Genomic DNA, 26395 nt, shown 5'->3' with positions numbered 1-26395 from the left:
GAGAGCCTCATGACCACTCGCCTCAGGGACGCGCGCGTCCTGCTTTACAGCCACGACACATTTGGACTGGGCCATCTGCGCCGCTGCCGCGCCATCGCGAATGCGCTGGTCGAGGCGTATAGCGGGCTGCAGGTGCTGATCATCTCGGGCGCGCCGATCGCGGGGGCTTTCGACTATCGCGCCCGCGTCGACTTCGTGAAGATCCCCAGCGTCATCAAGCTGCGGAACGGGGAATATACCTCGCTGGCCGAGCATGTGGACCTGTCCGACACGCTGAAGATGCGCCGTGCGATGATCCTGGAAACCGCACGCAGCTTTCGACCCGATGTCTTCATCGTCGACAAGGAGCCGATGGGCCTGCATGGCGAGGTCGAAGAGACCCTGGCCTGGCTCAAGGACGAAGGTTGCAGGCTGGTGCTTGGCCTGCGCGAGGTCATGGACGCGCCCCAGCTTCTGGCGGCCGAGTGGAAGCGCAAGAACCTGATCCCGCGCATCTGCAAGTATTTCGACGATATCTGGGTCTATGGCCCGCGCGGCTTTCACGATCCGCTGGCCGGGGTGGTCGTGCCTGCCGAGTTGCGCGAGCGGATGCGCTATGTCGGCTTTCTCAAGCGGCGGTCGCGGGGGGCGGTTCCGCGGGCGGCGAAGCAGCCCTATGTTCTGGTGACGCCCGGCGGGGGCGGCGACGGGGCCGATCTGGTCCGCGACGTGATCCGGGCCTATCGCCATCATCCCGATTTGCCGCAGCGGGCGCTGATCGTCCTTGGGCCCTATATGCCGGCGGAACAGCGCAGCGAGTTTCGCGATGCGGCCGCCGAGATCCCGACGATCGAGATCATGGATTTCTCGCCGCGGATGGAAGATCTGATGGCCCATGCCGAGGCCGTGGTCTGCATGAGCGGCTATAACACCTGGTGCGAAGTCCTGTCCTTCGACAAGCCGACGCTGATGGTCCCGCGCACCGAACCCCGAGAGGAACAGCTGATCCGCGCCTGCCGCGCCAGCGAGCTGAACGCCGCGACCATGCTGCTGCCGGAAGAGGCGGCGGACCATGTGCAAATGGCGGGAAAGATCCGGGCGCTGTCGACGCAACTGCCGCCCTCGGTCGGTTATCCGCATCCTGATCTGGACGGGTTGCCGAACATCATCCGCATCGTCGGTGAATGGCTGCGGCCCAAGCGGGTCTCCGAGGCGCTCGCGATCTGATGAGCCGGGGAAAGATAGTCGTTCTGCTGAAAGGCTATCCACGCCTTTCGGAAACCTTCATTGCGCAGGAACTGCGTGGGCTGGAAAAGGCCGGGATGCAGCTTCGGCTGGTCTCGATGCGGCATCCGACCGATACCCGCCGTCATCCGATCCATGATGAGATCGAGGCGCCGGTGACATACCTGCCCGAATACCTGCATCACGAACCGCTGCGTGTGCTGCGCGGGATAGCCCGCGTCGCGGGTCGACGCGGCTTCTGGCAGGCGGGGCGACGATTTCTTGCGGACCTCGTCCGTGATCCCAGCCGCAACCGCATCCGCCGCTTTGGGCAGGCCGCTGTGCTGGCGGCGGAATGGCCCGCCGATGCGGAATGGCTGCATGTGCATTTCCTGCACACCCCCGCCTCGGTCGGCAGCTATGCCAGCAGGATCATCGGGACGGGCTGGACGGTCTCGGCCCATGCCAAGGACATCTGGACTTCGCCCGACTGGGATCTGAGCGCCAAGCTGGGCCATGCGGAGTGGTGCGTGACCTGCACGCGCTCGGGGTGGGAGCATCTGCGTTCCCTGGCCCCGGACCCGGCGCGCGTGCATCTCAGCTATCACGGGCTGGATCTTGCGCGTTTCGGCGCGACGGACCGGGCGCATTCGGACCGCGACGGCAGCGATCCCACCGACCCCGTCCGGCTGGTCAGCGTCGGGCGACTGGTGCCAAAAAAGGGATATGACATTCTGATGCGGGCGCTTGCCCAACTGCCCCCCGATCTTGCCTGGCGCTTCGAACATATCGGCGGGGGCCCCGAGGCCGAGCGGCTGAAGCCCCTGGCGCGCGAATTGGGGATCGCGGATCGGATCATCTGGCGCGGCGCGCTGCCCCAACGCGAGGTGCTGGAGCTTTACCGCGACAGCGACCTTTTCGTGCTGCCCTGCCGCATCGCCGCCGACGGCGACCGCGACGGCCTGCCGAATGTGCTGGTAGAGGCCGCAAGCCAGCGCCTGTGCTGTATCGGCAGCGCGATTTCCGGCATTCCCGAACTGTTCAGCGACGGCGAAAACGGCCTGCTGGTCCCGCCCGAGGATGCAGGGGCACTGGCCCATGCGCTGGAGCGGTCGATGCGCGATCCCGCGCTGCGGGCAAGGCTGGGTGCCGCGGCCGAGGCGCGGGTGCGCCGCGATTTCGATTCCGCCGTCAGTGTCCGCGACCTTCGCGCGCTTCTGGGTGCGGCGAAAGAGGGCTGTTCATGCGCGTGATGTTCTATGTCCAGCACTTGCTTGGGATCGGCCATCTGGCCCGGGCAAGCCGCATTGCCGAGGCCTTGGCCGCGGATGGCGCGCAAGTGACGGTGGTAACGGGCGGATTGCCGGTGCCGGGCTTCCCCGCCCCGGGCATCGCCCATCTGGCGTTGCCCGCGATGGCCGTGGGGCAAGAGGGTTTTGGCGATCTGGTCGATGCCGAGGGCAGGGCGGTCGATGACACATTCCGCGAACACCGCCGCGCGCTGCTGCTTGACGCCTTTGCGGCGCTTGACCCGGATGTGCTGCTGATCGAGGCATTTCCGTTCGGCCGCCGCCAGGTCCGGTTCGAGCTTCTTCCCCTGATCCGGGTTGCGCGGGACCGCGCGAATCCGCCCCTGATCCTCAGTTCGGTCCGCGACATCCTGCAGGCCAACCGCAAGCCCGGCCGTGACGAGGAGACGGTCGCCGCGCTAGCCGATTTCGATGCGGTGCTGGTGCATGGCGATCCCGCCTTTTCGCGGATCGAGGAAAGCTTTCCGCTGGCCGCAAGGATTGCTCCGAAGCTGCGATATACCGGGCTTGTGACACCCCCTCCGCCGGCCGCCACGGATGAGCGCCATGACATCGTCCTGTCTGCGGGGGGCGGTGCGGTGGGTGCGGATCTGATCCGCTGCGCGATGCAGGCGCGCGCGCTGCTGCCCTTGGACCTGAACTGGTGCGTCCTGACCGGGCCAAACCTGCCGCAGCCAGAGTTCGAGGCGTTCAGCGCCCTGGCCTCGGACCGGCTTGCTGTCCATCGCTTTCGCGCGAACCTTGCCGGGCTGATGGCCAGCGCCCGCGTCTCGGTCTCGCAGGCGGGCTACAATACCGTGGGCGACGTGCTGCGCGCGGGCTGCGAAGCGGTGCTGGTCCCCTTTGCCTCGGGTGGAGAGACCGAGCAGACCCTGCGCGCCGAAAAGCTGGCCGCGCGTGGGCTGGCGCTGGTCCTGCCCGAACGGGGGCTGACGGCCGAGGCGCTGGCCGACGCGATCCGCATCGCGCTGGGACGTTCGGGGCGCGCACGCCCGGCACTGGACCTCGATGGTGCCAACACCAGCGCCCGCATCCTGCGCGAGATGCAGCAGGCGCGGATCAGCGGATCAATTCGTTCAGGCGCGCCGACGCATCCGGTCCCCTGAACGAGGGGGGACCCAGCGCCACGTTCCGGCAAGGCACTTCTTCGATGATCGCATCGGGCGCGCCATGCGCATGTCCGAACAGCCATTCTCGGGGGCGATGCTTACGCATCAACCACCCCAGATCCGAGGCAAAGCCGCCCGGATGGCGGTAATCCGGGGGCAGCAGCGACGGGTGCGGCAGGTGATGGGTCACGACGGTCGCCCGCCCCTCGCAGGCGGTCAGCCGTTCGTCCAGCCATGCAAGATGGCGTCGATGGACAGCCTGCAGATCACCGATTTGCAGCGGGCCGCCCGCAGGTGATCGGATGCGGCGAAAGTCGTCCATCCCCTTCGGATCCGCGGGCAGCACGAAGTCCGACCACAAGGTTGCGCACAGGAAGAGTTCTCCGGCGATCCGCAACTCGGCCATCTGGGCGAACCCCACGCCATGCTGGCGGCACAGCTCGGCCAGCGCGGGGTCTGCTTCGGGATCCAGGTCATAGTAGTCGTGGTTCCCCGGCATGACATGGACGGTTCCGGGTGGTGCGCACTTTGCCAGTCGGTCAAGGAAGCGCGGCCATTTGCGCATCGCGGCGTTCGACAGATCACCGGCGACGATGACACCGTCCAGCGATTGCCATTCCGTTGCGTCAAGTTGCTCCAGCGGGTCCAGTCCGTCATGTTTCCACTGGTCGAGATGCAGATCCGCGACTATCAGAACGCGGGCATTGCCTGCGGTCCGGCGGCCTGGCTCGGGGATTGCGGTCAAGGTCTTTTCTCCGTCCTGCGCGGCCTTGCGTCGCCACGCCCGGCAGATTGGCGCGATTGCCCCGGGTGGTCGAGTAAGAACCTGTCGTTATGGCGAATTGACGAAAGCCACGTCTTTTTTCACGATGCCGTTACGTCAGATGAAAAGAATCGGCGGGCGCGCGTAAGCTGCCACTTGATCTCTTGGCCGCTTTCGTTTGCATCAGGCGCGAAGAATAACGTCGACATGGGAGGTAATTAAATGTCCATCTTCTCTACCCGGTTCCTCGCCGCATCCGCGCTTGCGCTGATGGCCGCTGCGCCGCTGCATGCAAAGACCTTCGTCTATTGCTCGGAAGGCTCGCCCGAGGGCTTCGATCCGGCACCCTATACCGCCGGCACGACCTTCGATGCCTCGGCCCACGCGATCTACAACCGCCTTGTCCAGTTCAAGCCCGGCACGACCGAAGTCGAACCCGCGCTGGCCGAAAGCTGGGAAGTGTCGGATGACGGGCTGACCTATACCTTCCACCTGCGCAAGGGCGTCAAGTTCCAGTCGAACGACAAGTTCACGCCGTCGCGCGACTTCAATGCCGATGACGTGGTGTTCAGCTTCAACCGCCAGGCCAACGCGGATGATCCGTGGCACGCCTATATCTCGGGCCTGACCTACGAGTATTACAGCTCGATGGAGATGGACAAGCTGATCAAGTCGATCGAGAAGGTCGACGACAACACGGTGAAATTCACCCTGAACCATCCCGAAGCGCCGTTCCTGGCCAACGTCGCGATGCCCTTCGTCTCGATCCTGTCCAAGGAATATGCCGATGCGCTGCAAGCCGCCGGCACGATGGAGGACCTGAACAACGCGCCGATCGGCACCGGGCCGTTCAAGTTCGTGGCCTATCAGAAGGACGCGGTGATCCGTTACCAGAAGAACGCCGATTACTGGGGCGAAGCGCCCAAGATCGACGATCTGGTCTTTGCCATCACGCCCGACGCTTCGGTTCGCCTGCAGAAGCTGAAGGCTGGCGAATGCCACCTGATGCCTTATCCGGCGCCCGCCGACCTGGCCGCGATCAAGGCCGATCCGAACCTGAAGGTGGATGAGCAGGCTGGCCTGAACGTCGGCTATGTCGCCTATAACACCACCGTCGCGCCTTTCGACAAGCCCGAGGTCCGCAAGGCCCTGAACATGGCGATCGACAAGAAGGCGATGATCGACGCGGTCTATCAGGGCAGCGCCGAAGTCGCCAAGAACCCGATCCCGCCGACCATGTGGTCCTATAACGACGCGGTCAAAGACGACGCCTATGATCCCGAAGCCGCGAAGAAGATGCTGGAAGATGCCGGCGTCAAGGATCTGAGCATGGAAGTCTGGGCGATGCCGGTGCAGCGTCCCTATATGCCGAACGCCCGTCGCGCGGCCGAACTGATCCAAAGCGACTTCGCCAAGGTCGGCGTCAAGGTCGATATCGTCAGCTACGAATGGGGCGAATACCTGAAGAAATCCATGGAAGAGGGCCGCAAGGGCGCCGTCATCCTGGGTTGGACCGGTGACAACGGCGATCCGGACAACTTCCTGTCGGTGCTGCTCTCCTGCGCGGCGGCGACGCCGGGCGGTGCGAACCGCGCCTTCTGGTGCAACAAGGAGTTCTCGGACCTCCTTGCCAATGCCAAGAAGACCTCGGACGTCGCCGAGCGCACCAAACTTTACGAAGAGGCTCAGGTGATCTTCAAGGATCAGGCTCCCTGGGCGACGCTGGCCCATTCGGTGCAATATGTGCCGATGGCCAAGAATGTGACCGGTTTCGTGCAGTCGCCCCTGGGTGACTATGCCTTCGATACGGTGGATATCGCCGAGTAAGGCAAAACCGGTTTGTAAGTCATGAGGCCGTGCAGGGGTTTCCCCCCTGCGCGGCCCTTAGGTTAGGGTTCTATGATCAAATTCATATTCTCGAAGCTTCTCTATCTGATCCCGACAATGCTTGGGATCACATTGGTTGCCTTCGGTTTCATCCGGCTGCTGCCGGGCGATCCGGTCCTGCTGATGGCAGGCGAACGCGGCGTCTCGCCCGAACGCTATGCCCAGATCTCTGCCCAGCTTGGCTATGACCAGCCGATCTGGCACCAGTATTTCACCTATCTTGGCGATCTGCTTCATGGCGACCTGGGCCATTCGATCGTGACCAAGAAGCCCGTTCTGGCCGAGTTCCTGACGCTGTTCCCCGCGACGGTCGAGCTTGCCATCGTGGCCATCATCATCGCGACCCTGATCGGCGTCCCCGTGGGCGTCCTGGCCGCGATCAAGCGTGGATCGTGGTTCGACCAGATTTCGATGACCGGCGCCCTTGTCGGTTTTTCCATGCCGATCTTCTGGTGGGGGCTGCTGCTGATCATCTTCTTCTCGGGCATCCTGCAATGGACCCCGGTTTCGGGCCGCATCTCGCTGATGTACTTCTTCCCCCCGGTGACGGGATTCATGCTGATCGACAGCCTGCTGTCGGGGCAGAAGGGGGCATTCCTTTCGGCCGTCAGCCACCTGATCCTGCCATCGATCGTGCTGGCGACGATCCCGCTGGCCGTCATCGCGCGCCAGACCCGTTCGGCCATGCTTGAGGTCATGGGCGAGGATTACGTCCGCACCGCCAAGGCCAAGGGCCTGTCGATGCGCCGCGTCATCGGTGTTCACGCGCTTCGCAACGCGATGATCCCGGTCATCACCACCATCGGCCTTCAGGTCGGCGTGCTGATGGCGGGTGCGATCCTGACCGAGACGATCTTCTCGTGGCCGGGGATCGGCAAGTGGATGATCGATTCGATCTCGCGCCGTGATTATCCGGTGGTCCAGTCGGGCCTGCTGCTGATCGCGGGCATCGTGATGATCGTGAACCTGATCGTGGACCTGACCTATGGTCTCATCAACCCGAGGATCCGCCACAAATGACCGATACCTCCGTCAAAATCTCGGACTCGGCCATCCGTCGCCGGATGTTCAAGGAGTTCTGGTTCTACTTCAGCCAGAACCGCGGGGCCGTCATCGGTCTTGCCGTTTTCGTGTTGCTGGTGCTGACGGCAGTCTTCGCGCCGATTCTGGCGCCGCATGACCCGACCCACCAATATCGCGACGCGCTGCTGGCGCCGCCCTTCTGGCAGACGGGTGGTCGTCCCGAGTTTCTCCTGGGCACTGACGCCGTTGGCCGGGACATGCTGTCTCGCCTGATCTTCGGGGCGCAATATTCGCTGTTCATCGGCATCGTGGTCGTTGCCATCGCGCTGACCGGTGGCATCATCATCGGCCTGCTTGCCGGCTATTTCGGCGGTTGGGTCGATGCCGTCATCATGCGCGTCATGGACGTCGTGCTGGCATTCCCGTCGCTGCTGCTTGCACTGGTGCTGGTCGCGATCCTGGGGCCGGGCCTGACCAATGCGATGATCGCCATCGCCATCGTCTATCAGCCGCATTTCGCGCGTCTGACCCGCGCTGCGGTGATGGGCGAGAAGGCCCGCGAATATGTCACCGCCGCCCGTGTCGCCGGGGCGGGAAACATGCGCCTGATGTTCAAGACTATCCTGCCGAACTGCCTTGCGCCGCTGATCGTCCAGGCGACGCTGAGCTTTTCGTCCGCGGTTCTCGATTCGGCCGCGCTTGGCTTCCTGGGCATGGGCGCGCAGCCCCCGGCCTCGGAATGGGGCACGATGCTGGCCGAAGCGCGGGAGTTCATCCTGCGCGCCTGGTGGGTCGTGACCTTCCCCGGCCTTGCCATCCTGATCTCGGTCCTTGCGATCAACCTGATGGGCGATGGCCTGCGGGATGCGCTTGACCCGAAACTGAAGCGGAGCTGAGGCATGGCACTTCTTACCATTCGCAATCTCACCGTCCGCTTCGCGACCTCGACCGGCAGCTTCACCGCTGTCGACGGGATCGATGTGCGCGTCGACAAGGGCGAAGTTCTGGCGATCGTGGGCGAATCCGGTTCGGGCAAATCCGTCTCGATGCTGGCGGCAATGGGGCTTCTGCCCGACACCGCGATGGTCACCGCCGACGAGATGACTTTCGACGGCAAGGACATGCTGCACATGTCCCCCAAAGAGCGGCGCAAGATCATCGGGCGCGAGATCACCATGATCTTCCAGGAACCGATCGCGTCGCTGAACCCGTCCTTCACCACCGGCTACCAGATCGAGGAAGTCCTGCGCTTCAATGCGGGGCTGTCGAAGAAAGCCGCCCGCGCCCGCGCGCTCGAACTGTTCCGCCAGGTCGGCATTCCCGACCCGGAAGAAAAGCTGAAATCCTATCCGCACCAGATGTCGGGTGGGCAATGCCAGCGCGTGATGATCGCCATGGCCATCGCCACCGGCCCGCGCCTGCTGATCGCGGACGAGCCGACGACTGCGCTGGACGTGACCATCCAGAAGCAGATCCTGGACCTGCTGATGGAACTGCAAGAGGAAACCGGCATGGCGCTGATCCTCATCACCCATGACATGGGCGTGGTGGCCGAGACGGCGGACCGCGTGCAGGTCCAGTACAAGGGCAAGAAGATGGAAGAGGCCGATGTCCTCTCGCTGTTCGAGGCCCCGAAGCATCCCTATACTCGCGCGCTGCTGTCGGCCTTGCCCGAAAACGCGACGGGTGACCGCCTTCCCACGGTCGGTAGCTTCCTTGAAGGCGAGGTGCAGCAATGACCGTGATCGTCGAAGGCAAGAATATCATCCGCGACTATCACGTTCCCGGCTCGCTTTTCCGGCCAGCCCGGACCGTTCGGGCGGTCAAGGGGATCAGCTTTTCGGTCGAGCGGGGAAAGACGCTGGCGATCGTCGGTGAATCCGGCTCTGGCAAGTCGACGCTGGCGCGCATCATTGCGCTGATCGACGAAGCCTCGGGCGGTGAGCTGAAGATCGAGGGCAAGCCCATCGACATCGCCAAGGACAAGCCGACGCGCGAGATGCGCTCCAAGGTCCAGATGGTGTTCCAGAACCCCTATGGCAGTCTGAACCCGCGCCAGAAGATCGGCGACGTGCTGATGGAGCCGCTGCTGCTGAACACCGACGTTCCGGCCGCCGAACGGCGCGAGCGGGCGCGCGACATGCTGGTCAAGGTCGGCTTGCCGGCCGAGCATTTCAACCGCTATCCGCACATGTTCTCGGGCGGTCAGCGCCAGCGGATCGCGATTGCGCGGGCCCTGATGCTGAACCCCACGCTGCTGGTGCTGGACGAGCCGGTCTCGGCGCTGGACCTCTCGGTGCAGGCGCAGGTGCTGAACCTGCTGGCGGACATCCAGTCCGAGTTCAATCTGGCCTATGTCTTCATCAGCCACGATCTGTCCGTCGTGCGTTACATCGCCGATGACGTGCTGGTGATGAACAAGGGCGAGGCGGTCGAGCAGGGCACGCGCGAGGAGGTCTTCGCCAATCCGAAGCACCCTTATACGCGCGAGCTTTTCGCCGCGACCCCGATCACGGATGTCGAGGCGATCCGCGAGAGGGTGGCGCGCCGCAAGGCGATGCGTGCCTCGGCAGTCTGATCTGAAGGGCCCGGTTTTGACCGGGCCTATTCATTTCCTGATCGGTCTTGGGGGCAATGCCGCGGGACATGAGATCCTATTATTCGGGCAGTGGCGGCGGGGCTTCCGTCAAGCCTATTGACGCAAGATCCGCGCGGTAAGAGAAATTCCCCACGTCTGATCGATGGTGCGACCGTCTCGGACGGGATTCTTGTCAAGGCTCCACGAAATATCGTTCAAAAATTAGGTGATACATGCGTCTCATTTCCGTTGCGCTTCTCGCCTGGCTCATGGCCGTGCCCGCTGATGCGCAGAACTTCGACTATCCCGCCGAATTCAAGACCCAGGACATCGCGACCAATGGTGCGACCATCCACGTCCGCGTCGGAGGCGCCGGTCCCGCGGTCATGCTGGTGCATGGCTATGGCGAGACCGGCGACATGTGGGTTCCGATGGCCGAGGATCTGGCCCGCGATCACCTCGTGATCGTGCCGGATTTGCGCGGGCTCGGGCTGTCGTCGAAACCAGCGGGCGGCTTCGACAAGAAGACGCAGGCGGGCGATCTGGCCGGGGTTCTGGACGCGTTCAAGGTCGATCAGACGGCAATCGTTGCCCATGACATCGGCAATATGGTCGCCTACGCCTTTGCGGCACAGTATCCCGACCGCGTTACCAAGCTTGCGGTGATCGACGCACCCATTCCCGGGATCGGGCCGTGGGAGGAGGTGCTGAAGAACCCGCTGCTCTGGCATTTCCGCTTTGGCGGGCCGGATATGGAGCGGCTGGTCGCGGGTCGCGAGCGCATCTACCTCGACCGGTTCTGGAACGAGTTCTCGGCCACGCCCGCGCGCTTCTCGGAGCCCGCGCGCGAACATTACGCTGCGCTCTATGCCATGCCCGGCGCGATGCATTCGGGCTTTGCCCAGTTCGCGGCCTTCGATCAGGACGCGATCGACAATCAGGCCTTCCTCGCCAAGGGCAAGCTCAAGATGCCGGTCCTTGCCGTCGGGGGCGAGAAGTCATTCGGCCCGATGATGGCGACGGTGATGCGCTTCGCGGCCGAGGACGTGCAGGAGGCGGTCGTGCCAGGTTCCGGCCATTGGATCATGGAGGAGAACCCCGAGGCGACCGACCAGATCGTCCGCAGCTTCCTGCAATAGTTCCTAGGCCGAACTCGACGGGTGGCCGTTCACCGGGCCGCCTGCCTCGTCGAGGTCGTGATAGTCGTGGACCCGGCCGCGCCAGTCGCGGATGCGGTATTCGCCCGGCGCGACCTCGTCGACATGGCCAAGGCCCAGGGGCGCCTTGCCGTGTCCCCCCGGCAGATCCAGCACATAGGTCGGCAGGCAAGTCCCCGACAGTCGCCCCCGCAGCGCCGCCATGATCTTTTGCCCCTCGGCGATGGTGGTGCGGAAATGGCTGGTGCCGCGCGCGAGATCGCAATGATGCAGGTAATAGGGCTTCACCCGGTTGCGGATCAGCGCCCGGAACAGGTCGGCCAGCGTCCCAGCATCGGCGTTCACGCCCTTCAGAAGCACCGTCTGGGACAAAAGGGGAATGCCCGCCTGCGACAGGCGCTTGAGGGCGGCGGAGGCGTCCGGCGTCAACTCTTGCGCATGGTTGGTGTGCAGGACGACCCAGACCGCCAGCCGGTCGCTTTGCAGCGCTTCCAGCATGGCCGCGTCGATGCGATGGGGGGCAACGACCGGGATCCGGGTGTGAAAGCGCAGCACGTCCAGATGCGGGATCGCCTCCAAGCGGCGCATCAGCGCCGCGATACGGCGGGCGGACAGCACCATCGGATCGCCCCCGGTCAGAATGACTTCGTGAATGGCAGGGGTGCGGGCGATATAGTCCAGCGCGGCGGCCAGATCGGGCTCGGGCAGGGTGCCTTCCTCGCCCACGACCTCGCGGCGGAAACAGAAGCGGCAATAGACTTCGCAGGTGCGGGTGATGTGCAAAATCACGCGGTCGGGATAGCGATGGGTCAGGCCGGGCGTCGGGCTGAAGGCTTCGTCGCTGATCGGGTCGGCAAGCTCCTCGGTGCGGATGACCAACTCGTGCCGGTCGGGCAGGAATTGGGCCGCGACGGGGTCATTCGGGCCGCTTGTCATTGCCTGCTGCATCTCGGGCGTGACCCGGATGCGAAATTCGCGCGCGACCTTTTCCATCTCCGCGGCTTCGGTGCGAGGAACAAGCCCGGCCTCGACCAGGGCCGAAACGTTCGTCAGCGGGCGGGCGGTCTGGGTCACGGCGGTCCTGCGGCTTTGGAAAGCGCAGGCTTATGCGCTCGTTCGCGTAAAAAGGCAATGGTCACTGCCGATGCAATGTATACATTGATCGCCGCCAAACATCGGAGGACCAGAATTGAGCACGCAACTTTTCGACCTGACCGGCCGCACCGCCCTTGTCACCGGCTCGTCGCGCGGATTGGGCCGCGCCATTGCCGAGGGGCTGGCTGGGGCCGGGGCGCGCATTATCCTGAACGGGGTCAATGCCGATCGGCTTGAGGCGGCAGCGGCCGAGATGCGCGGGCAGGGGCATCAGGTCCTGACCTCTGTTTTCGACGTCACCGACGAATCCGCGGTCACCGCCGCCTTCCAGGTGCTGGACCGCGACGGGGTCGAGGTCGACATTCTGGTCAACAACGCGGGCATCCAGTTCCGCCGCCCGATGCTGGAACTTGAGACTGCGGATTGGCAGCGTGTCATCGATACCAACCTGACCTCGGCCTTCGTCGTGGGACGAGAGGCGGCCAAGCGCATGGCAGCGCGCGGATATGGCAAGGTCATCAATATCGGGTCGCTGACCTCGGAATTGGCGCGTGCGACCGTCGCGCCCTATACGGTGGCCAAGGGCGGCATCAAGATGCTGACCAAGGCGATGGCCGCAGAATGGGGCGCGCTTGGCATCCAGTCGAACGCGATCGGGCCGGGCTATATGGTCACCGACATGAACGAGGCGCTGCTGGCCAATCCCGAGTTCGATTCCTGGGTCAAGGGGCGCGTCCCGATGCGCCGCTGGGGCCAGCCGGAAGAGCTTCAGGGGGTCGCGATCTTCCTGGCGTCGCGTGCGTCGGATTACGTTTCCGGCCAGATCATCTTTGCCGATGGCGGCATGATCTCGGTCCTTTAAGGCCGGGACGGATCAGGTTTTTGGGGTCTGGGCGCGAAACAGCGCCCACTCCTCGACCACGCGGCCGTCGGGCAGGTGGCAATAGCCGACTTCGCCCCCGGCCTCTTTGCGAATCTCGACCTTGCCACCCAGAGTGACGCAATGGGCCGATGCCGGGTTCGGCGTCCCGATCGCCGGAGCATTGGTTCCAATGCCGCACGCGGCCGTCAGGATCGCCAATCCGGGGGCTTGCCTTCTTCATCGGAATTGATCCCGCGCTGCGACCTGCATATGCCGAAAACTTGCGGCATCGTCACATGCCATCAACCGGCTGTCACGCATCTAAGTTTTTGGGATGACACCGAAAGAGTGGTGCCCGGAGGCGGATTCGAACCACCGACACGCGGATTTTCAATCCGCTGCTCTACCAACTGAGCTATCCGGGCGCCTTTGCTTTCGCTTTCGGCAGGGGCGTAACTAGGCTAGCTCAGCCGCCATGTCCAGAGCGAAAAGCGAGAAATTTCACTCTTCTGTTTCATGATTTCCGGCAGGCTCGCCGGGAATGCGGTAATCGCCCCGCAGCCAGCGCGCGAGATCGACATCCGCGCAGCGACGCGAGCAAAAGGGGCGGTATTTTTCAGCGGGCGGCTTGCCGCAAATGGGGCACGCCATCAGCGCGCCTCCATCCCGGCAATGCGGCGCAGCGGCAATCTGTCGCGCTTGCGGCTGATCTCGAAAAGCCCCATCGCGGTCCAGCCGATCAGCACGGTTTCGGACGATTCCGCCTTGAAGGCGGCCCGCAGCACCTGCTCCAGCGTGCCACGGTCGCGCTTCGGCATGGGCGCGAAATCGACGACCACCTGTCCGCCCAGACCACGCAGGCGCAGCTGGCGCGCAAGATCGCGGGCCAACGCGATATTCGCCTTGAGACCTGCGGCGGGGGAATGATCCGACCCGGTATTCACATCGACTGCGACAAGCGCACGCAGCGATTCGATTTCGGCCCAGGCGCCTCCGCCCAGATCGAATCGCGTCGACAGCAGTGATTCGACGGCATCGGTCGCGCCTGTCAGTTCAAAGGCATTCGGACCGTCTTCGACCGAGTCGGGCTCCGGTTCAGCCCAATCGTTCCAGGCGGCGACGGCAGGTTCGGGCGAATCAAGCAGCAGCTCGGGCTGTCCGTCGCGGTCTGCCAGGACATTCTGCGCAAGCTCAAGCAGGCCGTTCAGTTCCTCGGCCACCTCATCGGGATCGGCCGAGGCGGCGGCGCTGCGGAAAACCAGCCCCAGATCTTGCATGCCTTCGGTTGCCGCTGTGCCCAGATCCTGCAGGGTCTGGCGCAGCATCTCGTCCTTGATCCGGCGCGAGACATTGATCCCCGGCATGCCCGGCGTCACGATCACATGGCGACCGCGAAAGCTGATGCGGGACGAGACGGGGATGGCCTTGCCATCCTCGGCGCTGCCGCTGACCTGCACCAGGACCGATTGTCCCTCGCGCAGGCCGCTGCGATCGCGGAGATAGCCGCTTTCGCCCTCGGGCAGGCGCAGGAAGACGCCGCCCTGTCCCTTGACCAGCCTGTCGACGCGCGCACGGCAGACGGCGCCGGGGCCAAGCGGGGTCAGGTGGCCGGTATCGATGATCAGGTCGTCCAACTGGCCGTCCTGCATCAGGGCCGCGGCCTCGCGTCCGAAAACCTCTCCCAGAACGATCTGGCGTCCCTTCATGGATTGCTCTCCCGTATGCCGACATGGGCCAGCAATGTTGCGGTTTCGGCCAAAGGCAAGCCGACGACGCCGGTATAGGATCCCTGGATCCAGGCGACGAACCCTCCGGCCCGGCCCTGGATGCCATAGCCGCCTGCCTTGCCCTGCCATTCGCCAGAACGAACGTAATCCTCGATCTCGGCCGGGGAAAGCGGGCGCAGGCGGATGGTGGTTTCGACCAGCCTTTCGTGCAGGCGGCCAGCATGGGCAAGTGCCACGGCGGTCAGGACGCGATGACGGCGGCCCGACAGCAGGCGCAGGAAGCTGCGCGCCTCGTCGGCGTCGGCGGGCTTGCCAAGGATGCGGCGCCCCGCCGTGACCGAAGTGTCGGCGCAAAGGATGGCGCCATCGGCCTTGGTCGCCAAGGCTGCTGCCTTTTCCCGCGCCATCCGTCGGGTATAGTCGCGGGCGTCTTCCTGCCGGTGCGGGGTCTCGTCGATATCCGCGGGCAGGATCGCATCCGGAATGATGCCGATCTGCGCCAGCAGCTCAAGCCGTCGGGGACTGGCAGAGCCCAACACCAGCCGGGGCCGGATGTGGAAAACCCCGCTGGAGGTCTGCTCCGTGCGGGGATTGTCGTGGTTGGTCATGTCTTTACGCCTGCGCTGATCTTTGGCACGCGAAAGCCCGCAGCCGAAGCCAAGGGCTTACTTGAAGCGGTAGTTGATCCGCCCTTTGGTCAGGTCATAGGTGTTCATTTCCACCTGCACCTTGTCGCCGGCCAGAACCCGGATGCGGTTCTTCCGCATCTTTCCTGCCATATGCGCGATGATCTCATGGCCGTTCTCAAGCTCGACCCGGAATGTCGCATTGGGCAGGAGTTCCTTCACGACGCCGGGGAATTCGAGCATTTCTTCCTTGGCCATGTTCTCTCCTGTAAGGGTTACCCGCAGTGCGGCGGGCGCAAGCTACATGCGACCGGAAGCCCGGATTTTCAAGGGGAATCTGTATCCCGCACCCCCTTGGGGGGCATTTACCGTCGCGACAGGGGCGCTTGCGGCACTATCCTGCGGCCCGGACCGACCCCTGTTTCGCGGCTTCGCTGTCGCGAAACGGATCCTGCCCCCCGACCTCGGTCAACGACTCGGTCGCGGTCCTGATGCGACCGGTTTCCGGAATGTCCAAACGCGCGCCCATGCCCGGACCAAGCCGGATCGCGTGAAAGCCGTCGGCTTCGCCCAGCTTGCCGCGCGCGACAAGCTGACCCGTCACAGTCTCGATCCGGGCATCATCCAGCGCGTTTTGCGGCAGCGGAATAACCGAGCCGGGCACCAGCCCGCGCAGAGCGCGCAAGCTCAGCATCCGGCGACACAGGATCCCGGTCAGGTGGACCGGTGCCCGCTGGACGGAAAGCGCCAGCGAGATTTCGGCGTCAAGCCGGGGTGCTTCGGGCGCTGCTGGCGCATCCGGGGCGTTCAGCAGCGGCGCGCGGGTCGCGGAGATGGCGGGGGCTGCCGGAACAGGCATGGCAACCTGGATCCTTCCCTGCCGCTGCCCCGAGGTGCCGATCCGCAAGTCCAGCGACATGAACGACATCTGGCCATCTCCAAGCATCAGGCCAAGCGGGCGTGGATCGTCCAGATAGGTGACATAGCGAAAGCCGGCAAAGCCGGGCATTTCCTGCTGGCCACGTGCGGCAAGGTGCAGTTCCGCCAGAAGCCCATTGACGAAATCCTCTGAGATCGCCGCGTCGGTCCGGGTTGCGCGGCGCGGTGCCGCGGGACGGGACGTGACCCGGCCAAGCGCCTGCATCTCGATCAGCGAGGTCAGCAGGCCGGGGCAGATCGCGATGACGCCAAGCTGGTCGCGCGGACCCTCGATCACCGCCAGCAAGGCGCGCTCGGGCAAAAGCTCGGGCAGTTCCGGTAGCGACACCTGCGACAGTGCCAGTTTCTCGACAAAGACGGGCAGGCGGTGCGCCCGCTCGGCCGCGCGCGCCAGCGCCGTGGAAATGGCGCGTTCAAGACTGATGGTCCCGGCGGGTTCGGGCATGGGCGGGGCACCCGCGCGAAGACGGCTGCGCTCCGCGATCAATTTCCGCAGCACCCCGTCGCCCGTCTTGTCTCCCGATGCTGCGCTGTCCGTGCTGTCCATGCCCCGTCCGAATCAAGCCTCTCACTGACCCGACAGTTGCAGGATGTGGTTTCGAAAGTGTTTAGCGCGGCAGGTCCAGAGGGCCATCCAGATCCCCGCCGTCGGGATTTCCCGGCCAGCGCGGCAGGCCGATGCGGAACGAGGCGCCGCCTTGCCCGGGCAGATAGCTGATGGTTCCGCCCAGGAACTGCATGATCTCGCGGCAGATCGCCAGCCCCAGGCCCGCGCCGCCCGCCTGCGCCGTGTCCTTGAGACGAGAGAATTTTTCGAAGATCAGCGCTTCGTTTTCCGGCGGGATGCCCGAGCCGTTGTCGGTGATGTCGATTTCGGTTCCGCCATCCTTCAGGCGGCGGGCTTCAATGCGGATGCTGGGGACGTCGGCGTCGCAATATTTCCGGGCATTGGCGATCACGTTGATCAGTACCTGAAGCAGCCGGTCCGCGTCGGTCATGATCATCAGATGCTCGGCCGCGGGTTCGCGCTGCAAGGTGAATTCCCGCCGCGCCTCGGTCGCCTGGGCCGAGGCCAGCGCGCGCTCGATCAGCTCGTGCAGGTTCACGATGCGCGGGGTCAGCCGGGGGCCGCCAGCTTCCAGCACGGTCAGGTCAAGCAGATCCTCGATCAACCGGGTCAGGCGGCTCGCTTCGTCATGGATCACCCCGGCAAAGCGGGTGCGGTCGGCATCGGGCAGTTCCGGCTCCATCAGGATTTCAGAAAAGGCCCGGATCGAGGTCATGGGGGTTCGCAATTCGTGGCTGATCTGGCCAAGGAACGTGTCCTTTTGCGTCGAAAGGACGGTCAGTTTGTCATTGGTCTCGCGCAGCTTGCGGGCGGTGATCTCCAGTTCCTCGGTCGCGGATTCAAGTCGCAGGTTGTCGGCGCGTGCGCGGCTGGCCTCGCCCGCGACGTCCATCAGGTCGGCCACGGTCACGGCCCCGCGTCCGGCCACGCGGCTCATCAGCGCGGCGGCGGTGGCCGCACCCACGGTCCCCGCGATCAGGCGCTCGAATTCGGACAGGAAGCGTGGCGTCAGGTCGGGCAGGTAGCCCGACTTTCCCTGCACGGACGCGGCGCTGCGAAAGATGTCGAGCGCGCGCTCGCCACCCCACAGGCGCCCGGCCAGGGTCAGCAAAGCCTCGGCCCGCGCGCCGCCCGCCATATCGGCGGCGGATCCGTCCGGGGCGACCGCATGGACAAAGGACAGGCCCTGCATCCGTTCGACCGGGTTCGGGAAATCGGCCAGCGACACCAACGTCAGCAGCGACACGTTCAGCCCCAGCGACAGAAGCACCGCCCCCGCAAAGGCATCCAGTCCCCCGGGCATCACGGGGGGCGGGACCAGTCCCAGCGACGGCAGAAAGATCAGGCCCAGCCAGATCAGCGACCCCGAGGCGATCCCCGCCATTGCCCCGCGCCGGGTCGCGCCGCGCCAGACCAGGCCCGAGATCATTGCGGGCAAGACCTGCGCCATCCCCGAAAACGCAACGATCCCCATGACCGCCAGCGCCGACGTGCCCCCCGACAGGTGGTGATAGGTCCAGCCCGCGGCCATGATCGACAGGATCGCGATCCGCCGGGCATTCAGCATCAGGGCACGCAAGTCCTCGCGTGCGGCGCCCGGCAGGCGACGGGCGCGAAAACCGCCATGGCGCAGCCACAGCCACATCGGCACCAGCCAGTGGTTCGCCATCATCGTCGACAGCGCGATCGCACTGACCACCGCCATCGACATGGCTGAAGAAAAGCCGCCGATGAAGGCAAAGGCCGCCAGCGCGTTCTGGCCCTGCGACAGGGGCAGGGCGATGACGTAAAGGTCGGGGTTTGCGCCCGACGGCAGAAGGTCACTGCCCACGACCGCGATTGGAAGCACAAGGAAGGACAGGATGAAGAGGTACAGGGGAAAGGCCCATCCGGCCTGACGCAGGCGGTCGTCGTCATTCGCCTCGACCACCATGACATGGAACATGCGGGGCAGGACCAGAACCGCTGCCCCGGCTAGGGTGATCAGCACCAGCCAGCGTTCGGGCTTGATGACCCAGCCCGCGGCCTCGGGGCGCAGGGCCATGCGGTCGATCCGTGCCAGCACGTCGGCGGGGCCATCGGCCAACCCCCAAACCACATAGCCACCAACAGCCATGAAGGCCGTCAGCTTGACCACCGCCTCAAGCGCGATGGCCATGACGACGCCGTGATGGCGTTCATCCGCAGCAAGATTGCGGGTGCCGAAGAGGATGGTGAAGGCCGCCAGCCCGACCGCCGTCCAAAGCGGGATGTTTCCCGGCATGGGACGGCCTTGCTCGGCAAAGGCGGAGAGCGCCATCGAAACCGACTGAAGCTGAAGCGCGATATAGGGCGTCGCCGCCGTCACTGCGATCAGTGTGACCAGCGCGGCCAGACCCGCCGACTTGCCGAAGCGGCTGGAGATCAGGTCGGCGACCGACGTGATGCGATGCATCCGCGCCACCCGCACCAGATGTCTCAGCCCCCACCAGGCGCCGGCAAAGACGATGCCGGGTCCAAGGTAGATGGTCATGAACTCCAGCCCGGAACGAGTGGCGTAGCCGACCGCGCCATAGAAGGTCCAGGCCGAGCAATAGACCGACAGCGACAGCGTGTAGATGAAGGGCCGGTTCATCCATTGCCAGCGCCCCGCCGCCGCGGCCCTGTCGGCCGCATGGGCCAGAAGGAACATCGCAGCGACATAGAAGATGGCGGCAAGACCCAGCTTTTCAGGAGTCATCGTCCTCGTCCGTGCCGCCGATGGCGTGATGCAGGGCGGCGGTGACAAGGATGGTGGCCATCCAGCCGACCGCCACCCAAATCGTCCCGGTCGCAAAGCTGAACAGCCCCGGCCTCCAGATCGGGGGGATCAGCACCAGCAGGGCGAAGACGACCGGCAGGATCCGGGTCGCATCGATCATCCGCCGCCGGCGATAGGCCCTGCGGCCCAGGAACAGGCGTCGCGCCCGGAACCTCATGACCAGCCCCTCATGCCGGTCCCAGGATGGAAGGCTCGTGGCGCGCGGGGCAAAAGCCTCGGGGGCAGATGCGGCAGGCGGGGCCGACGGGCAGGGCGGGGCGGCCATCCTCATGTGGGGCGGGCAGAAGCAGCATCTGGGCGCGGCTCAGCGGCGGGCCGTCAAATCCCATCGGCAGCAGACGCTCGGCCACGGCCCAGGCAAGGAAGCGGGCGCCGCCGGGCGTCTCGATCAGGCGCATGACCGGCAGTTGCGGCTGCGCCAGCGCCTCGAACAGAGGCCAGAGCGCGCAACCTTCGCCCGGACGGGGCAGGGCGAATCCTGGGGGCGCCTGCCGGAAAAGGGTCGAGCCCGCGCCATCGCAGATGATCAGCCCCGCCTGCGCCCATGTGCCGGGGCGCAGGACGCCCAGCCGACGCAGCACCAGATCAAGCGGCTTGCCGATCTGTCCCGCCAAGACCGCCGGATCAAGGCCGAAGGAGTGCCGCTCGGCCTCGGCCAACTCGGCATCGGGCAGATGGATGCGATCTCGGGCCTGGACCGCCAGCAGATCCCCGGCAAGCTTGCGCGCCGCGTCCGAGACGAGTTCCGACGCCTCTCCCGGCTCTGGCTGGCCGGCGGCGATCCAGCTTTCGACCTCTTCCTGCGGCGACATGGGGACGGCGTCATCCTCGAACGTGTCGAGATAGGCGACCAGCGATTGCGCGGTCCGGGACAGGCGCTGGCTGTCCATGTCCAGCGTGGCGTGAAAGCGGTCGCGCCAGTCGGCCTCGATATCCGGCGTCTCGGCCAGGATCGAGGCGGTCGAGCGCACCGAGGTCACGGCCGATTGCACCTCGTGCAGTGTCGCCAGAAGATAGGGATCGCGGGTCATGCGGTCCGACAACGCGACCAGACGCCGTTCCAGCGCATCAGCACGCCGGGCCGCAGCGGCCAGGATATTGGCCCAACCCGGATAGCGGGCGGCGAATTCGGCGATCTGATCCAGTTCGACGGCGGCGACCCGATCGGGGGCCAGAGCTGCCGCTTCGCGCAGCGCTGTCACAAGACCTTCCTCGCGGTCCAGAGCAAGTTCAGCGACTTCGATCCGAAGGGCCTGGGCCAGCCGCCCCAACAGCGCCTCGCCCACGGGGCGGCGGTTGTGCTCGATCAGGTTGAGGTAGGCCGCCGAGATTTCGGCGCGTTCGGCCACCTCGGTCTGGCGCCAGCCCTGGGACAGGCGGCGTTCGCGGATCTGTGTGCCGATAAGGGCACGCTTGACCTGCGCGCGGTTGGGGATCGCATGTCCATTGGGCGTGTTCGCTGGCGATCGCCCCATCGCTAGATCCTGTCGCCAGTGTCTTCCAGATGACGGATCGCCTTGACGACCAGGTCGGCGAAACTGGTCGCGCGCAGCTTGTCCTTCAGTGTCTGGCTGACATTGGAGACGGTCTTGTAGCTGATGTTCGCCCGCTCGGCGATCTCGCGGTAGGATAGGCCCTCGGCAATCGAACGCAGGATGTCCAGTTCGCGCGGCGTCAGGCGCGGCCGGGACAGCGCGGCACCGGGGCGGTCCATCAGCGCGATCTTGCGCGCAATGTCGGCGGGAACATAATCGCCGCCTCGCGCCACTACCTCCAGCGCCTCGCAGATTTCGTCCGAGGGGGAGTCCTTCATGATGATCCCATTGCATCCGGCCTGCAAAGCCCGCCGCGCGATGATCGGACTGCGGTGCATGGTAAAGACCAGGATCGGCAGCCCCGCCCCGACCGCCCGCAGCCGCTGCACAAGGCGCACACCCGCAAGCTTCGAATCCCCCATCGTCAGGTCGATGACCATGACGTCGGGCTGCCGGGTCCGCCATGCCCGGAAGCCCATTGACGGGCGCGCGGCCGAGATCACTTCGCAATCGATCCGGCCATGGGTGATCCGGTCCCACCCTTCGGCCACGACAGGGTGGTCGTCCACGATGAGGACGCGCAGGGGCTGCGTCTGACTGCGTGCGGGCGCGGGGGACAAGGTCATCATGGGCAGGGGATCCTGAATTCGGTGCATGTGCGGCCATCCAGCCGGGTGGGAGGCGTCCAGCGGGCGCCCAAAGCGGCGGCGCGGTCCCGCATCCCGGCCTGTCCAAGGCCGGTTCGGCCCTGTGCCGGGGGACCGGTGCCATCGTCGCAGACCCGAGCCAGCAGATGATCGCCCTCGACGGTCAGGCTGACCTCGACATGGCCCGGCCGGGCATGGCGCAGGGCGTTCAGCACGCTTTCGCGCACGAAGCGATAGACGGCGATCTGCCCGGCCTCGTCGGGTTCGCAAGGCGCGGCATCGGCATCCAGCGCAAAGGTTGTGTCCCCGGCCATGTCCTCAAACTCGATCAGCAGTTCCTGGATCATGTCGGGCAGCGACACTCCCTCGGTCGGGGTCAGGCGCAGATCGTCGATGGCGCCCCGCACACCTCGGCGGATGGCGTCCGAATGGCGTGCGACGGCGGCCAGCGTCTCGGCCAGCGCGGGATCGGCCTCGGCGCGCGTGGCCTGCCCGACGGCAGCCTGCAGTGCGAAAAGCTGTGGTCCAATCTCGTCATGCAGGTCCGAGGCGATGCGCGCGCGTTCGTTTTCTGCCAGCGTCATCATGCGGGCCTGAAGATGCCGGTTTTCGGCGCGCTCGAGCGCCAGATGCGCGGCCAGCGCGTTTACCCCGTCGGCCAGCGCGTTCACCTCGGCCAGTCCGGTCTGGGGGGCGCGCTGGTCAAGTTCTCCGTCCCGCATCCGGTCCAGCGCGGCCCCAAGCTGGCCAAGGCGGCGTTGCACCAGTCCGGTGACTGCAAGGGTGACGCCGATCGCTGCCAGCGCAGTGACCATCAGCAGCGGCACCAGAACGCGAAGGTCGCGCCAGACTTCGGCAATCTCGTCCTGGGGTTCGGTCCGGATTTCAAGAACGCCAAGCATGTTGGGGTATTGGACGATCGGAAAGACATCGCGCAGGGGTTGTGGCCGCAGCAGCCTTGCCAGCCATTCCGGCGCGGGGTGATCCGGGGCGGCGCGCGGCGGCAGGTCGATGGGTTTGCCGGTCGGGTCGCGCAATTCGGCCGTGACATGGCGCTGGCTGCGAAGCTCGGTCGCGATGCGCGTCGCTTCGGCGAGAATGTCCTTGTGCCCGAACGATGTGGGCAGGCTGACGGTCGCCGCTGCCTTTGCCAGCACAAAGGCCGATTCCGTCTCGTTGCGCACCGAGTCGCGGGCGTTCCAGATCACGACCGAGACGGTGATTGCGAACATCGCGATCCACGCAAGGGTCGAGCCCGCGAACGCGATCGTTGCCAGTCGCAGTTGGCGTCGCCCCAGCATACCACGCGTCCTGCCAATCGCGCCGATCTGGCCCGTTGCGTCCATCGTTCTCCCTTGCCGCCAGCAGGCGGCATTCCCCAGAGAAAGACTAGTTTACCTGCCGGGCTTCGGGCAAGTCCCGTGGCGCGACGGATATTCAGTTGCTGGCGGGTTCGCCCTCGGGGACCTCGCTGCGACCCAGCAGGCGACGGACCAGCACGAAGAATAACGGCACGAACAGCACGCCCAGCAGGGTGGCCGATATCGTCCCACCCAGGACGGTCGCGCCGATGGTGTTGCGTCCATTCGCACCCGCGCCGCTGGACAGGACCAAGGGCAGCACGCCCAGCGAGAACGCGACCGAGGTCATCATGATCGGGCGGAAGCGCTGGCGCGCGGCCTCGACCACGGCGGCGAAAAGGGGCTTGCCGGATTCCTCGGCCTGTTCGCGTGCAAATTCAACGATCAGGATGGCGTTCTTGCCGGTCAGGCCGATCACCGTCAGAAGCCCGACCTGGAAGAACACGCCATTGTCGAAGCCACCCAGCCAGGCCCCGATCAACGCGCCAAGAACGCCGATCGGCATGGCCAGCATGACCGCGAAGGGGATCGACCAGCTTTCGTAAAGCGCGGCAAGGCACAGGAAGACCACGGCCAGCGACAGTGTGTAAAGCAGCGTCGTCTGGCTTCCCGCGTCCTGTTCCTCTTTCGACAGGCCGGTCCAGGCGACGTCGAATCCCTCGGGCAGCTTCGAGGCCAGATCCTCGACCGCGGCCATGCCTTCACCGCTGGAAACGCCGGGGGCAGGGCTGCCCTGGATCTGCATCGCGGGCACACCATTATAGCGGTACAGCCCCTGCGGCCCATAGCTCCACTTGCCCACGGCGAAGTTCGAGAAGGGCACCAGTCCGCCAGAGCTGTTACGGATCCGCCATTTGTCGATGTCGGTCGGCACGGAGCGCGAATCCGGTTGGCCCTGGACATAGACGCGCTTGATCCGGCCGCGGTCCAGGAAGTCGTTGACATAGCTTCCCGCCCAGGCGACCGACAGCAGGCTGCCGACATCGGTCGCGGAAACCCCCATCGCGCCCGCCTTGCGCCAGTCGACGTCCAGGTTGTACTGCGCCGCGTCCTCCAGCCCGTTTGGCCGGGCCGAGGCGATGCGACTGTCCTGCGCGGACATGCCCAGCATCTGGTTGCGCGCCTCAAGCAATTGCTCGTTCGTCTGACCCGCCCGGGCCTGCAGGTAGAAGTCGAATCCCGAGACGTTGCCAAGCTCGATCACCGAGGGCGGCACGATCGGAAAGACCATCGCATCCCGGATCTGGCTAAGTGCCGGGAAGGCACGCCCGGCTATGGCCTGCACGGACTGGTCGGGCCTTGGGCGGTCGGCCCAGTCCTTCAGCCGGACGAAGGCGATGCCCATGTTCTGACCCTGCCCGGCAAAGCTGAAGCCGGATACCCCGAACATGGAATCGACGTTCTCGGCCTCGGCCGTCGTGAAATAATTCTGGATCTGGCCGATCACCGCCTCTGTCCGCTCGGTCGTGGCGCCGGTCGGACCCTGCACCAGCACGAACATGATCCCCTGATCCTCGTCCGGCAGGAAGCCGGTGGGCGTGCGCAGGAAAAGGAAGATCATCGCGGCACCAAGCGCCAGATAGATCAGCATCATCCGCAGCGGGCGCCGGATGATCCAGTTCACCCAGCCGCTGTAGCTGTGCATCGTCCAGTCGAAGCCGCGGTTGAACATGCCGAAGAAGCCGCGGGTCTTGTGGCCGTGTTCGTTGCGCAGGATCGTCGCGCAAAGCGCAGGCGTCAGGGTCAGGGCGACCACGACCGACAGCCCCATGGCCGAGGCGATGGTGATCGCGAACTGCTTGTAGATGACCCCCGTCGAGCCGCCGAAAAAGGCCATCGGCACGAAGACCGCCGACAGGACCAGTGCGATCCCGACCAGTGCACCGGTGATCTGGCCCATGGATTTCTTGGTCGCCTCGCGCGGTTCAAGATCCTCTTGCTCCATGATCCGCTCGACGTTCTCGACGACGACGATGGCGTCGTCGACCAGAAGTCCGATAGCCAGCACAAGCGCCAGCATGGTCAGCGTATTGATGGTGAAACCCAGCGCCGCAAGAATGCCGAACGTGCCCAGGATAACAACCGGAACAGCAAGGGTCGGGATCAGCGTCGCGCGCCAGTTCTGCAGGAACAGCAGCATGACGAAGAAGACCAGAACGATGGCCTCGACCAGCGTCTTGACCACCTCTTCGATCGAGATCAGGACGAAGGGGGTGGTGTCATAGGGGATGACATAGCTGACGCCTTCCGGGAAGAACCGTGCGAACTCTTCCATCCGGGCCTTGATGCGTTCGGACGTGTCCAGCGCGTTGGCGCCGGTTGCCAGACTGATCGCGATCCCGCCCGAGGGCTTGCCGTTGAACCGCGCGCTGGTGGCATAGCTCTCCGAGCCGATCTCGACCCGGGCGACGTCCTTCAGCAGGATCAGCCCGCCATCGGGTTCGGCCCGCAGGACGATCTGTTCGAAATCCGCGGGCGTTGACAGCAGCGACTGCGCGGTGATCGTCGCGTTCAGCATTTGTCCCGCGGGCGAGGGTTGGGTGCCGAAGGCCCCGGCCGAGATCTGAGCGTTTTCGGCCGAAACGGCCGATACGACGTCGCCCGGTGTCAGCTGATAGGCCGCCAGCTTGGACGGATCGAGCCAGATCCGCATCGCGTATTGCGCGCCGAAAACCTGCACCGAACCCACGCCCTCGACCCGGCTGAGATCGTTGACGAGGTTCGAGATCATATAGTCCGACAGGTCGACTTCCTCGAGCGAGCCGTCATCCGAGATCAGCGCGATCACCATCAGGAAGCCGGACGAGGATTTCTGGACTGTCACCCCTTGCCGCTGCACTGCTTCGGGCAGAAGGCTTGTGGCCTGCGACAGCTTGTTCTGGACCTGGACCTGCGCGATGTCCGGATCGGTGCCGGTCGCAAAGGTCAGAGTCGTCGTCGAGGTGCCCGCAGAGCTGGAACTGGACGAGAAATAGCGCATCCCGTCCAGCCCGGTCATCTGCTGTTCGATGATCTGGGTGACGGTATTGGCCACTGTCTCGGCCGACGCGCCCGGATAGGTTGCGCGAATTTCGACCGTTGGGGGCGCGATCTGCGGGTACTGGGCCACCGGCAGTGTCATCACCGACAGGATGCCGATGCCCATGATGAGGATCGAAATCACCCAGGCAAAAACCGGACGGTCGATGAAAAAGCGCGCCATGAC

Annotated in this window: 24 protein-coding genes and 1 tRNA gene; 10 read left to right on the top strand and 15 right to left on the bottom strand. The window is 65.2% G+C overall.

The window, feature by feature from the left end:
- Positions 1 to 9 precede the first annotated feature (9 nt).
- The 3 genes from ACO2Q4_RS14980 to ACO2Q4_RS14970 are packed head-to-tail and all read left to right on the top strand — an operon-like array spanning position 10 to position 3619.
- Entirely contained in the window at positions 10 to 1206 is a 1197-nt protein-coding gene (locus tag ACO2Q4_RS14980; RefSeq protein WP_311760739.1) for a glycosyltransferase family protein, read from the top strand.
- Entirely contained in the window at positions 1206 to 2456 is a 1251-nt protein-coding gene (locus ACO2Q4_RS14975) for a glycosyltransferase (RefSeq protein WP_423320255.1), read from the top strand. Before ACO2Q4_RS14980 ends, ACO2Q4_RS14975 begins: the two co-directional genes overlap by 1 nt.
- Positions 2447 to 3619, top strand: a complete 1173-nt coding sequence (locus ACO2Q4_RS14970; protein WP_423320253.1) for a glycosyltransferase family protein — start codon at positions 2447 to 2449, stop codon at positions 3617 to 3619. The genes ACO2Q4_RS14975 and ACO2Q4_RS14970 overlap by 10 nt, the downstream gene beginning before the upstream one ends.
- On the opposite strand, the gene ACO2Q4_RS14965 is transcribed toward ACO2Q4_RS14970, so the two are convergent.
- Positions 3573 to 4367, bottom strand: a complete 795-nt coding sequence (locus ACO2Q4_RS14965) for a metallophosphoesterase family protein (protein ID WP_423320251.1) — start codon at positions 4365 to 4367, stop codon at positions 3573 to 3575. The two genes, ACO2Q4_RS14970 and ACO2Q4_RS14965, sit on opposite strands and share 47 nt — an antisense overlap.
- Positions 4368 to 4607: 240 nt before the next feature.
- On the opposite strand from ACO2Q4_RS14965, the gene ACO2Q4_RS14960 reads away from it, so the two are divergent.
- From ACO2Q4_RS14960 to ACO2Q4_RS14935, 6 genes are all read left to right on the top strand, one after another.
- A complete protein-coding gene (locus tag ACO2Q4_RS14960) occupies positions 4608 to 6212 on the top strand; it encodes an ABC transporter substrate-binding protein (RefSeq protein ID WP_311760743.1) in 1605 nt (534 codons plus the stop codon).
- A gap of 72 nt (positions 6213 to 6284) precedes the next feature.
- Positions 6285 to 7292, top strand: coding sequence for an ABC transporter permease subunit (locus tag ACO2Q4_RS14955; protein WP_395135118.1), 1008 nt, complete (start codon positions 6285 to 6287; stop codon positions 7290 to 7292).
- Positions 7289 to 8191 carry an ABC transporter permease subunit gene (locus ACO2Q4_RS14950; RefSeq protein WP_395135119.1) on the top strand — a complete coding sequence of 301 codons (903 nt, stop codon included), beginning with the start codon at positions 7289 to 7291 and terminating at the stop codon, positions 8189 to 8191. The genes ACO2Q4_RS14955 and ACO2Q4_RS14950 overlap by 4 nt, the downstream gene beginning before the upstream one ends.
- Positions 8192 to 8194: 3 nt before the next feature.
- The gene (locus ACO2Q4_RS14945; RefSeq protein ID WP_395135120.1) at positions 8195 to 9034 is read left to right on the top strand and encodes an ABC transporter ATP-binding protein; all 840 of its coding nucleotides are present in this window, start codon (positions 8195 to 8197) and stop codon (positions 9032 to 9034) included.
- On the top strand, positions 9031 to 9873 hold the full coding sequence (locus ACO2Q4_RS14940) for an ABC transporter ATP-binding protein (protein ID WP_423320247.1): 843 nt from the start codon (positions 9031 to 9033) through the stop codon (positions 9871 to 9873). The genes ACO2Q4_RS14945 and ACO2Q4_RS14940 overlap by 4 nt, the downstream gene beginning before the upstream one ends.
- A 233-nt stretch (positions 9874 to 10106) precedes the next feature.
- On the top strand, positions 10107 to 11012 hold the full coding sequence (locus tag ACO2Q4_RS14935; protein WP_423320245.1) for an alpha/beta fold hydrolase: 906 nt from the start codon (positions 10107 to 10109) through the stop codon (positions 11010 to 11012).
- 3 nt (positions 11013 to 11015) lie between these two features.
- Here ACO2Q4_RS14935 and ACO2Q4_RS14930 read toward each other — a convergent pair whose 3' ends face one another.
- The gene (locus ACO2Q4_RS14930) at positions 11016 to 12104 is read right to left on the bottom strand and encodes a lysine-2,3-aminomutase-like protein (protein ID WP_423320243.1); all 1089 of its coding nucleotides are present in this window, start codon (positions 12102 to 12104) and stop codon (positions 11016 to 11018) included.
- A gap of 115 nt (positions 12105 to 12219) precedes the next feature.
- Between ACO2Q4_RS14930 and ACO2Q4_RS14925 the strand changes: the two genes are divergently transcribed.
- Positions 12220 to 12987: an SDR family oxidoreductase gene (locus ACO2Q4_RS14925; RefSeq protein ID WP_395135124.1), complete on the top strand. Its 768-nt coding sequence runs from the start codon at positions 12220 to 12222 to the stop codon at positions 12985 to 12987.
- Positions 12988 to 12999: 12 nt separating this feature from the next.
- Here ACO2Q4_RS14925 and ACO2Q4_RS14920 read toward each other — a convergent pair whose 3' ends face one another.
- The 13 genes from ACO2Q4_RS14920 to ACO2Q4_RS14860 all read right to left on the bottom strand — a co-directional run bounded on the left by ACO2Q4_RS14920 (position 13000) and on the right by ACO2Q4_RS14860 (position 26392).
- On the bottom strand, positions 13000 to 13206 hold the full coding sequence (locus ACO2Q4_RS14920) for a DUF333 domain-containing protein (protein ID WP_423320240.1): 207 nt from the start codon (positions 13204 to 13206) through the stop codon (positions 13000 to 13002).
- 130 nt (positions 13207 to 13336) lie between these two features.
- Positions 13337 to 13412 (bottom strand) — tRNA-Phe (locus tag ACO2Q4_RS14915).
- Positions 13413 to 13488: 76 nt separating this feature from the next.
- Entirely contained in the window at positions 13489 to 13638 is a 150-nt protein-coding gene (locus tag ACO2Q4_RS14910; RefSeq protein ID WP_311760752.1) for a DNA gyrase inhibitor YacG, read from the bottom strand.
- Positions 13638 to 14693 carry a ribonuclease E/G gene (locus tag ACO2Q4_RS14905; protein WP_423320237.1) on the bottom strand — a complete coding sequence of 352 codons (1056 nt, stop codon included), beginning with the start codon at positions 14691 to 14693 and terminating at the stop codon, positions 13638 to 13640. Before ACO2Q4_RS14905 ends, ACO2Q4_RS14910 begins: the two co-directional genes overlap by 1 nt.
- The gene (locus ACO2Q4_RS14900; RefSeq protein WP_311760754.1) at positions 14690 to 15322 is read right to left on the bottom strand and encodes a Maf family protein; all 633 of its coding nucleotides are present in this window, start codon (positions 15320 to 15322) and stop codon (positions 14690 to 14692) included. Before ACO2Q4_RS14900 ends, ACO2Q4_RS14905 begins: the two co-directional genes overlap by 4 nt.
- Before the next feature lie 57 nt (positions 15323 to 15379).
- The gene (infA, locus tag ACO2Q4_RS14895; RefSeq protein WP_010397442.1) at positions 15380 to 15598 is read right to left on the bottom strand and encodes a translation initiation factor IF-1; all 219 of its coding nucleotides are present in this window, start codon (positions 15596 to 15598) and stop codon (positions 15380 to 15382) included.
- Between the two features lie 136 nt (positions 15599 to 15734).
- The gene (locus ACO2Q4_RS14890; protein ID WP_423320233.1) at positions 15735 to 16826 is read right to left on the bottom strand and encodes a FliM/FliN family flagellar motor C-terminal domain-containing protein; all 1092 of its coding nucleotides are present in this window, start codon (positions 16824 to 16826) and stop codon (positions 15735 to 15737) included.
- Positions 16827 to 16887: 61 nt separating this feature from the next.
- Positions 16888 to 19566: an ATP-binding protein gene (locus tag ACO2Q4_RS14885; RefSeq protein WP_423320231.1), complete on the bottom strand. Its 2679-nt coding sequence runs from the start codon at positions 19564 to 19566 to the stop codon at positions 16888 to 16890.
- Positions 19556 to 19804 (bottom strand): hypothetical protein, encoded by a 249-nt coding sequence (locus tag ACO2Q4_RS14880; protein WP_423320229.1) that lies wholly within the window; start codon positions 19802 to 19804, stop codon positions 19556 to 19558. The genes ACO2Q4_RS14885 and ACO2Q4_RS14880 overlap by 11 nt, the downstream gene beginning before the upstream one ends.
- Positions 19805 to 19814: 10 nt before the next feature.
- Positions 19815 to 21122, bottom strand: a complete 1308-nt coding sequence (locus ACO2Q4_RS14875) for a short-chain fatty acyl-CoA regulator family protein (RefSeq protein ID WP_311760758.1) — start codon at positions 21120 to 21122, stop codon at positions 19815 to 19817.
- A 2-nt stretch (positions 21123 to 21124) separates the two neighbouring features.
- Positions 21125 to 21811 (bottom strand): response regulator transcription factor, encoded by a 687-nt coding sequence (locus ACO2Q4_RS14870; RefSeq protein ID WP_311760759.1) that lies wholly within the window; start codon positions 21809 to 21811, stop codon positions 21125 to 21127.
- A complete protein-coding gene (locus ACO2Q4_RS14865; RefSeq protein ID WP_423320226.1) occupies positions 21808 to 23175 on the bottom strand; it encodes a LapD/MoxY N-terminal periplasmic domain-containing protein in 1368 nt (455 codons plus the stop codon). Before ACO2Q4_RS14865 ends, ACO2Q4_RS14870 begins: the two co-directional genes overlap by 4 nt.
- Before the next feature lie 91 nt (positions 23176 to 23266).
- Entirely contained in the window at positions 23267 to 26392 is a 3126-nt protein-coding gene (locus ACO2Q4_RS14860; RefSeq protein WP_423320224.1) for an efflux RND transporter permease subunit, read from the bottom strand.
- Positions 26393 to 26395: the final 3 nt, after the last annotated feature.

This window comes from Paracoccus sp. KR1-242 (assembly GCF_049446195.1).
Lineage (GTDB): Bacteria > Pseudomonadota > Alphaproteobacteria > Rhodobacterales > Rhodobacteraceae > Paracoccus > Paracoccus broussonetiae.
This window is presented reverse-complemented; position numbering and strand designations above follow the sequence as displayed.

Coding starts and splice junctions, on each gene's coding strand:
- ACO2Q4_RS14910 (WP_311760752.1), bottom strand. CDS start 13,638: ATGGCGTGCCCCATTTGCGGCAAGCCGCCCGCTGAAAAATACCGCCCC.
- ACO2Q4_RS14905 (WP_423320237.1), bottom strand. CDS start 14,693: ATGAAGGGACGCCAGATCGTTCTGGGAGAGGTTTTCGGACGCGAGGCC.
- ACO2Q4_RS14885 (WP_423320231.1), bottom strand. CDS start 19,566: ATGACTCCTGAAAAGCTGGGTCTTGCCGCCATCTTCTATGTCGCTGCG.
- ACO2Q4_RS14945 (WP_395135120.1), top strand. CDS start 8,195: ATGGCACTTCTTACCATTCGCAATCTCACCGTCCGCTTCGCGACCTCG.
- ACO2Q4_RS14955 (WP_395135118.1), top strand. CDS start 6,285: ATGATCAAATTCATATTCTCGAAGCTTCTCTATCTGATCCCGACAATG.
- ACO2Q4_RS14940 (WP_423320247.1), top strand. CDS start 9,031: ATGACCGTGATCGTCGAAGGCAAGAATATCATCCGCGACTATCACGTT.
- ACO2Q4_RS14860 (WP_423320224.1), bottom strand. CDS start 26,392: ATGGCGCGCTTTTTCATCGACCGTCCGGTTTTTGCCTGGGTGATTTCG.
- ACO2Q4_RS14870 (WP_311760759.1), bottom strand. CDS start 21,811: ATGATGACCTTGTCCCCCGCGCCCGCACGCAGTCAGACGCAGCCCCTG.
- infA (WP_010397442.1), bottom strand. CDS start 15,598: ATGGCCAAGGAAGAAATGCTCGAATTCCCCGGCGTCGTGAAGGAACTC.
- ACO2Q4_RS14980 (WP_311760739.1), top strand. CDS start 10: ATGACCACTCGCCTCAGGGACGCGCGCGTCCTGCTTTACAGCCACGAC.
- ACO2Q4_RS14935 (WP_423320245.1), top strand. CDS start 10,107: ATGCGTCTCATTTCCGTTGCGCTTCTCGCCTGGCTCATGGCCGTGCCC.
- ACO2Q4_RS14975 (WP_423320255.1), top strand. CDS start 1,206: ATGAGCCGGGGAAAGATAGTCGTTCTGCTGAAAGGCTATCCACGCCTT.
- ACO2Q4_RS14890 (WP_423320233.1), bottom strand. CDS start 16,826: ATGGACAGCACGGACAGCGCAGCATCGGGAGACAAGACGGGCGACGGG.
- ACO2Q4_RS14970 (WP_423320253.1), top strand. CDS start 2,447: ATGCGCGTGATGTTCTATGTCCAGCACTTGCTTGGGATCGGCCATCTG.
- ACO2Q4_RS14865 (WP_423320226.1), bottom strand. CDS start 23,175: ATGGACGCAACGGGCCAGATCGGCGCGATTGGCAGGACGCGTGGTATG.
- ACO2Q4_RS14875 (WP_311760758.1), bottom strand. CDS start 21,122: ATGGGGCGATCGCCAGCGAACACGCCCAATGGACATGCGATCCCCAAC.
- ACO2Q4_RS14960 (WP_311760743.1), top strand. CDS start 4,608: ATGTCCATCTTCTCTACCCGGTTCCTCGCCGCATCCGCGCTTGCGCTG.
- ACO2Q4_RS14900 (WP_311760754.1), bottom strand. CDS start 15,322: ATGACCAACCACGACAATCCCCGCACGGAGCAGACCTCCAGCGGGGTT.
- ACO2Q4_RS14880 (WP_423320229.1), bottom strand. CDS start 19,804: ATGAGGTTCCGGGCGCGACGCCTGTTCCTGGGCCGCAGGGCCTATCGC.
- ACO2Q4_RS14950 (WP_395135119.1), top strand. CDS start 7,289: ATGACCGATACCTCCGTCAAAATCTCGGACTCGGCCATCCGTCGCCGG.